Source organism: Micromonospora sp. NPDC000207 (genome assembly GCF_040300925.1).
In the GTDB taxonomy this organism is placed as follows: Bacteria; Actinomycetota; Actinomycetes; order Mycobacteriales; family Micromonosporaceae; genus Micromonospora.
This window is the reverse complement of sequence record NZ_JBEPEQ010000177.1, coordinates 1-7,621: the sequence shown is the minus strand read 5'-3', so window position 1 is coordinate 7,621 and position 7,621 is coordinate 1. Positions and strand designations below refer to the sequence as shown.

7 protein-coding genes and 1 pseudogene are annotated in these 7,621 nt (G+C 73.7%); 7 read left to right on the top strand and 1 reads right to left on the bottom strand.

Annotated elements, in window-relative coordinates; all coding sequences use genetic code 11:
• The 3 genes and pseudogenes from ABT336_RS26175 to ABT336_RS26165 form a co-directional block, all read left to right on the top strand.
• Positions 1–670: pseudogene (locus tag ABT336_RS26175) on the top strand (ABC transporter permease); the annotation flags it as partial.
• A 53-nt stretch (positions 671–723) separates the two neighbouring features.
• The gene (locus ABT336_RS26170) at positions 724–1,032 is read left to right on the top strand and encodes a hypothetical protein (RefSeq protein WP_350900072.1); all 309 of its coding nucleotides are present in this window, start codon (positions 724–726) and stop codon (positions 1,030–1,032) included.
• A 45-nt stretch (positions 1,033–1,077) separates the two neighbouring features.
• Positions 1,078–1,575, top strand: coding sequence for a hypothetical protein (locus ABT336_RS26165; RefSeq protein WP_350900070.1), 498 nt, complete (start codon positions 1,078–1,080; stop codon positions 1,573–1,575).
• Between the two features lie 68 nt (positions 1,576–1,643).
• On the opposite strand, the gene ABT336_RS26160 is transcribed toward ABT336_RS26165, so the two are convergent.
• Positions 1,644–2,657 (bottom strand): ABC transporter ATP-binding protein, encoded by a 1,014-nt coding sequence (locus tag ABT336_RS26160; protein ID WP_350900074.1) that lies wholly within the window; start codon positions 2,655–2,657, stop codon positions 1,644–1,646.
• Positions 2,658–2,671: 14 nt separating this feature from the next.
• On the opposite strand from ABT336_RS26160, the gene ABT336_RS26155 reads away from it, so the two are divergent.
• The 4 genes from ABT336_RS26155 to ABT336_RS26140 form a co-directional block, all read left to right on the top strand.
• The gene (locus ABT336_RS26155) at positions 2,672–3,358 is read left to right on the top strand and encodes an ABC transporter permease (protein ID WP_350900068.1); all 687 of its coding nucleotides are present in this window, start codon (positions 2,672–2,674) and stop codon (positions 3,356–3,358) included.
• A 52-nt stretch (positions 3,359–3,410) separates the two neighbouring features.
• Positions 3,411–4,133 (top strand): ABC transporter permease, encoded by a 723-nt coding sequence (locus ABT336_RS26150; RefSeq protein ID WP_350900066.1) that lies wholly within the window; start codon positions 3,411–3,413, stop codon positions 4,131–4,133.
• A 223-nt stretch (positions 4,134–4,356) separates the two neighbouring features.
• The gene (locus ABT336_RS26145) at positions 4,357–5,361 is read left to right on the top strand and encodes a glycine betaine ABC transporter substrate-binding protein (RefSeq protein ID WP_350900064.1); all 1,005 of its coding nucleotides are present in this window, start codon (positions 4,357–4,359) and stop codon (positions 5,359–5,361) included.
• 219 nt (positions 5,362–5,580) lie between these two features.
• Positions 5,581–7,621: hypothetical protein (locus ABT336_RS26140; protein ID WP_350900062.1), on the top strand; the 2,041-nt coding region annotated here is incomplete at its 3' end.

Here is a 7,621-nt window from a genome sequence, read left to right as displayed (position 1 = left end):
CGCTTGCCTCCTCCCCGCTCTACCGTTCTCCGCGCTGGCCGTCCTGGGGGGGCTGTTGGGGGCGAGCGGGTCGGTCCGGCGACCGGTGGGTCGGGCCCGACCGACTGCCGACCCGGTGCTGCGGGGTGGTGCGGTGGCGGGTGTCCTGACCGCCCTCGCCCTGGTCGTCTCCACCACGCTCGCGATGCTCGGCGGGACGCTCCTGGCCACCGGTGCCACAGCCACCGTCGCCCCCACCACCGGGCTGGACGGCACCGTCCTGGCGGTCGGCACCGCGCTGCTCGCCGGGACGAGCGCGTACGGGCGCCGGGGCGGGATCTTCGGGACCTTCCTCGCGGTCTGCCTGGTCGCCCTCTTCCTGGCCTGGGTGCAGGCCCGGGGGTGGGCGGTCAGCTGGTGGGCCGTCGGCGCCGTGGCGCTCGGGGTGGGGCTGCTCGTCACCCGGATGGTGGAGACGTTCGGCGGGCCGAGGCCGGGGACGGTGGACCATCCGGACGGGGGTACGTCGGGGGACCTGGGCAGCAGTGGAGGCTGGTCGGTCGCCCGGTCCCGGCCGGTCCAGACCTGGTCACCAGCCCCTCCCGAGGGGCCCCGGTCCCGTCCGGTCGACCCCTGGGCCCGGCCGGACTGGCAGGTCGGCCCGCGCCGGTGGGACGACGGCGACGGTTGAGCCTCGGCCACGTCCGACGGGCGCGTCGTGATCTCGCCGGTTAGGCTCGGCAGATGACCGAGACATCAGCAGCCGGCACCGGAGGTCGGTCCTTCGACGAGCTCGACGCGCTCTCCACTGAGGAGCTGCGTGAGCAGGCCTTCGCGGTGGCCCGGGACCGGGGGGACGTCGGGTTCTTCTGGTCCATCCTGCGACGTCTGCCCAACGCCGACGAGATCGCGATGCTGGACGGGGCACCCAACTCGGTGGGGCCGACGGTCGACGAGGCGGTGGCCCTGTGGCGGGAGCTGACCGGTCACGGGTACGAGGAGACCGCCCCGCTGCTGCGGGCCAAGTTCATCGACTACCTGATGAGCCACTAGACGGTTTGGTTTGCCCCCCTCGGCGGAGCGGGAACTGATCACGTCATGGCAGTCACAAACGCTTCCGGCACCGCCCGGCGTCACGGGACCGCGGCGGGAACCGGCGCGGTGGCCGCGCTCGTCCTGGTCGGAGTCTGCGGCAGCCCGACGTACGTGAGTTGGGCCGAGGCCAACACCGACCCGGCCGGCGCGGGCGGATGGTTCCTGCGCCTGCTCGCCTGGCCGGCGTGGCAACTCGGGTTCGACGACGTACCCGGACTGTCCCCGGCCGACCTGCGGGCGCTCCTGCTGGTGGTGCTCGCCGCCGGGTTCCTCTACCTGCTGCCCACCACCGGTGCCGCCAGGGTGCCCGGTGGACTCAGCCAGTTCTTCACCGGCTGGGCCGGGTACGTCCTCGCCGGTGGGTTCACCGCGTTCCTCAGCTCGTTCCTGGAGGCCGACGCCTCGCTGGCGACCGCCTTCCAGTCCACCGGAATGGGTGTCACGTACGGCTTCTTCGCCGGCTGGATCGTCGGGGTGGCCAGCCTCGGCGGCCGGGCCTGACGCTCACCGACCCCACCCCGACCCCGGCGGGTCGGTCCCCGGCAGCGTCCCCCGCTCCGGAGGGCCGGTCAGCCGGTGGGCCGGTCGGGTTCGGTGGAGAGGAGCCGGTTGCGGGTGAGGACGCCGACCGGGGTGCCGCCGTCGCTGACCAGCACCCGGTCCACCGAGGCGGCGAGCATCGCGGCGAGTGCGTCGTATGCCGGGCTGCCCACTGCCACTGTGGGCAGGTCGACGCCCCCGGCGGGCAGCGGATCGAGGTCGTCCCGGGTGACCGGGGTGACGGCGAGTCGCCTGATGCCCCGGTCCGCGCCGACGAACTCCCTGACGAAGGGGGTCGCGGGCGCGCCGAGCAGCGCGGCCGGGGTGTCGTACTGCTCCAGGTGACCGCCCTCGGAGAGCACCGCGATCCGGTCGCCGAGCCGGACCGCCTCGTCGAGGTCGTGGGTGACCAGGACGATGGTCTTGCGCACCTCGGCCTGCAACCGGAGGAACTCCTCCTGCAACCGGGTCCGGACGATGGGGTCGACGGCGGAGAACGGCTCGTCCATCAGGAGCACCACGGGGTCGGCGGCCAACGCCCGGGCCACCCCCACCCGCTGCCGCTGCCCGCCGGAGAGTTCGTGCGGGTACCGGCGACCGAACTGGGCCGGGTCCAGACCCACCACGTCGAGCAGCTCCTCGACCCGACGTCGGGTCCGATCCCGGGGCCAGCCGAGCAGCCGGGGTACGGTCCCGACGTTGGTGGCGACGGTCTGGTGGGGGAAGAGCCCCACGTTCTGGATCACGTAGCCGATCCGGCGGCGCAGCTCGACCGGGTCGACGTGGGTGACGTCGGTGTCGTCGAGCAGGATCCGGCCCTCGCTCGGCTCGATCAGCCTGTTGATCATGCGCAGCACCGTCGACTTGCCGCACCCGGAGGGGCCGATCAGCACCACCAGCTCACCGGCGGCGACGTCGAGGCTCAACTCCCGGACGGCCTCGGTCCCGTCCGGGTAGCGCTTACGGATGCCGCGCAGGCTGATCGAGGCGGCGCGCGGACCGTCGGCGGCCCGGTCGGGGTCGGTGCCGGCGACGTCGTCCAAGGTACGGTCCACGTATGTCCCTCCGCCTGAGCTTCCGGGCCGACCCGGGCAACCCGTGGTTCTCCTGGCACTATGTGCGGGACAACTCTGACACGATCCTGTCGGCGTTGGGGGACCACACCTGGCTGACCGTACGGGCGGTGGTGATCGCCGCACTGGTCGGCCTGCCGCTGGCGGTCCTCGCGTACTGGGTCCGTCCGCTGTCCGGGCCGATCGTCGCCGTCACCGGCGTGCTCTACACCGTCCCGTCGCTGGCGCTCTTCGCGTTCCTCGGGCCGTACCTCGGCATCGGCGCTGTCACGGTCCTCAGCGTGGTGGTCCTGTACGCGTTGCTGGTGATCGTCCGCAACGCGGTGGCCGGACTCAACCAGGTGCCGGCGGAGATCCGGGAGGCGGCCGAGGGGATGGGGTACGGCCGGTGGGGCCGGTTGTGGCGCATCGAGCTGCCGCTGGCCCTCCCGGGCATCGTGACCGGGCTGCGGCTGGCCACCGTCTCCACGGTGGCGCTGGTCACGGTGGGGGTGGTGGTGGGCCGGGGCGGGCTCGGGCAGCTCATCTTCGCCGGGTTCCAGAACAACTTCTACAAGACGCAGATCATGACCGCCACGCTGCTCTGCGTCCTGCTGGCCCTCCTGGCCGACCTGCTCCTGGCCGGGGCGAGCCGACTGCTCACCCCGTGGCTCGCGCGGCGGTCCGGATGAGCTGTCGGCGGCACCACTGTCGGGTGGCACAGGCGGGGTGGGAGGACGGCCGGTGAGCGCGATCGAGCAGGCGGTGGTGTGGCTCAACGACCCGCTGAACTGGACCAACCCGGGCGGGATCCTGGACCGGCTCGGTGAGCACCTGAGCATGTCTGCGACGGCGGTGGCGCTGGGCTGCCTGGTGGCCTGGCCGCTCGGGCTCTGGCTCGGGCACACCGGCCGGGGCGGGGGTCTGGTCCTGCTGGTCTCCAACGTCACCCTCGCCGTACCGACGCTGGCGTTGTTGACCATCCTGCCGCTGACCTTCCTCGGTTTCGGTCGACCGGCTGTGGTGGTGGCGTTGGCGGTGTTCGCCGTACCGCCGCTGTTGGCCAACGCCTACACGGGCGTACGACAGGTCGACCCCCAGACCCGGGAGGCGGCCCGGGGGATGGGGCTCTCCGGTGGGCAGGTGCTGCGCCGGGTGGAGTTGCCGCTGGCGGTGCCGTACCTGGCCGCCGGGTTCCGGACCGCGGCGGTCCAGGTGATCGCCACCGCGGCGCTGGCCACCTTCGTCAACGGCGGAGGGTTGGGCGAGATCATCCGTTCCGGGTTCGGGCTGACCATCGCCGCCGGGGGTGGGCAGATCCTGGCCGGCGGGCTCCTGGTGGCCGGGCTGGCCCTCCTGGCCGAGCTGGTCCTGGCCGGGGTCGAGCGGCTGGTCACCCCGCGTCCGCTGCGGCCGGTACGCCGTCGAGCCGCCCGACGGGCGAGCAACGCCGTCGCCGGGAGCTGAGCGGTCCCGGACCGGCCGTGCCGGAGTGCACCTCTCCCGACTGGCGGGCTGGTCGTCCCGGGGGTTGGACTCGGTGACGATCCGGTGACAACTTCGGGTCCGGGTTTGTCGAAAGACCGGCTCAGGTTGTTGGGTGGGTTCACGGGCGTCGCACGAGCGGTTCCGCCCGTCGGACACGCGGCCGACCCGGCAGGGGCGCGCCGGGACACGGAAGGCGGGCCGAATGCGCGCGCGTACACGTCTGGCGATCGGGGCGGCCTCGGCCGTCGCGGCGGCGGGGTTCCTCACCGGATGCGGGGACGCCGGCTCCTCGGGCACCGAGGCCCCCCAGCAGCAGGCTTCGGGGGAGGGCTGCGCGCCGGTGGCCGGCGAGCAGCTGGTCGCCCTCACCGACGACAAGAACCTCCAGAACGCGGACAACGTGATCCCCGCGATCCAGACCAAGGTGGCCGACCCCCAGGTCGTGGCCGCCCTGGACAAGGTCTCCGCAGCGTTGGACACCGAGAAGCTGATCCAGCTCAACAAGGCGGTGGACGTCGACCGTAAGACGTCCCGGGTCGCCGCCGCCGAGTTCGCCGCCGCCAACGACCTCACCGCCGGACTGACCAGGGGGTCGGGCGGCCGGATCGTGGTCGGGGCCGGCAACTTCGCCGAGAGCCAGACCCTCGGCGAGCTGTACCGGATCACGCTCACCGCGGCCGGGTACGAGGTGACGGTCCAGACGGTCGGCAACCGGGAACTCTACGAGCCCGCCCTGGAGCGGGGGGAGATCCAGGTCGTCCCGGAGTACGCGGCCACCATGGCCGAGTTCCTCAACACCAAGGCCAACGGGGAGAACGCGGACCCGGTCTCCTCGCCGGACGTCGACGCCACAGTCGAGGCGCTCAGGGGGCTCGGTGAGAAGGCGGGTATCTCCTTCGGTGCCCCGTCCACGGCCCAGAACCAGAACGCCTTCGCCGTCACCCAGGCCTTCGCCGACCGGCACGGGGTCCGTACCCTCTCCGAGTTGGCCGAGAAGTGCTCGGGTCAGGCGACGGTCCTGGGCGGCCCGCCGGAGTGCCAGGAAAGGCCCTTCTGCAAGCCGGGACTGGAGAAGACCTACGGGCTCTCGTTGGGCTCCTTCTCCTCCCTCGACCAGGGTGGCCCGTTGACCAAGACCGGTCTGCGTACCGGCACCATCAGCGTGGGTCTGATCTTCTCCTCGGACAGCGCGTACGCGGCGGGCTGACCCGTACGACCTTCCGCGATGGGGTGCCGGGCTGAGTCCGGGCACCCCATCGGCGCGTCTCCGAGCACCCATCGTCGTTCTGGTGACTGCGTACGGTGATCGAGGCTGGTGGGTAAGGGAACATCTGTCGGGTCCCTGACCTCGCAAGCCTGAGAGTTTTCGACTGGGATGTCCGCCGCCGTTCCATTACCGGGGGTCACCTCGGTAGGCTGTGGACCCATGTCGGCACCGGTTTCCGCCCCCGAACGGCGGCCCCCGTCCCTGTTGACAGTCCTCTTCTGGGCCGGTGTGGCATTGGCGCCGGTCGCAGCCCTGATCCTGCTGGTGGCGGAGAGCAACGGGCCGCTGCGGGTCGCCGCGGTCCTGGCCATCGGGGCGGTGGTGCTGATCGGACTCTCGATCACGCTGCGGGCCGACGGTGGTGCCGCCGGAGTCGACCCCGAGCAGGCGCAGGAGGAGCTCGACGACCTGCGCCGGGAACTGCGTTCCGAGATCGTCGCCGCGGCCCAGCGGGGCAACCAGGCACTGGACCAGGCACACCGGGCCCAGGAGGCGGTGGCCGCGCTGCGCCGACGGCTCGACGACGCGTCCGCCCCGGTCGCCGCAGCCCCGGTCGTCGCCGCCTCGGCGGCTGCCCCGGTGGTCGCCGTTCCGGTGGCAGCGGCCTCGGCCGCCGTCCCGGTTCCACCACCCGGTGTGGAGGCGGATCCGCACGGTGCCGGTCGGGCCCGGGTCGTGAGCCCGGAGCCGGCCGACGACGTGGTCGTGGCGAAGTCGGTGCCCCCGACCGGTACCGCCCGGCCGTCGGCCGTCCGTGAACCGGAGCCCGGTTCCGAGGACGGTTGGGAGCAACGGCCGCGTGTGGCGGCCCGGAACCCGGGCGGCTGGGGGCGTACACCTGTCGACGTGGCCCCGGACGAGCCGGAGGGCTGGGGGCGGGCCGCGCGCCCCGTCGAGCCGGCGGAGCCGGCCGCGCGGACCGCCGGACCGGTGCATCACGGTGGACCGGTGGACCACGGCGGACAAATGGAGCATGGCGGACCGGTGGACCGGGGTGGACCGGTGGGAGCCGGTCGTCGACGGGCCGCCGACGACGAGGCGGAGCCGGACTGGGATCGTGCTTCCGAAGGGCGGGAGGCGGCCTGGGAGGACCGGTCCCGCCCGCAGCACCCCGGGCGGTCCCACCCGGCCGCCGGCCCCGAGTACCCGGCTGCGGGTCGCCCCGGCCCGCACCAGCGCCCCGACCCCCGGGGCGGCGGCCACGACTCCCGGGCCTGGCCTCCGGCCGGCGGGCCGGAGGCGGGACCCCGGCCTCCGCTGGTACGGCACACCGAGACCGTGCACGTCACCCGGCACACTGTGGTTGACGGATCCCGAAGCGACGACCGGTACGGCGACGACCGGTACGGCGACGACCGGTACGGCGCGGATCCGCGTACCGGCGGCACCACCCCCGCCGACGAACGCCAGTGGTCCGGGTACGCCAGGTCGGCCGAGCACGGCTCCGAGGCGGGCGGCCGACGGGGGTGGCCCGAATCCGATCGGCACGTCGGTCCCGGCGGCGACGACCGGGGCTGGGGTGACCCGGGGCCGGACAGCCGGTACGACGAGCGGGGTCGACAGCGTGCCGAGTCGCCCCGGTCCGACCAGTGGAGCGGGTACGGCGAGCCGGTCCGGTCGGACCGGTGGCACCCGGATGCGCAGCGACAGCACGGGGAACCCGCCTCGGCCCGACCGAGGCACCACGGCCAGCCGGTGGACGAGTGGTCGGCCACGCAGGGTGAGCCGACGCCCGACCGGTCGCCCCACCGAGGCGGACAGACCTGGCCCGAGCAGCGGGACCGGCGCAGCGCCGACCGGGGTGAGGTGCCCGGGGGCGGCTGGTCCGGGAACCCCGACGAGTCACCCCGTCCCGAACAGCCGGCCCGTCCCGGCCGGAGCGCACCGTACCGGTCCGACGCGGAGTCGCACCCGGAGCGGGTCGAGTCGTACCCGGACCGGGAGTCCGCCGGTCAGTGGTCCGAGGCGCGGGCCGGGGACCGGTGGGCCGAGGTCCGCGACGACGAGCGGGGTCGGGAGGTCCGGGTCGGTCAGCGGCACGCCCGGATGCACGCCGACGCCGACGGCGGCGGGTTCCGGGTGGAGGACCGCTGGTCCGAGGTGCGTCACGGCGAACCGCCCCGTCAGGCTGGGCACCGGGACCGGTCCGGCCCGCCGGGGCGTACCGCGCTGCCCGCCGGTTGGGAGCCGGTGCCCCACA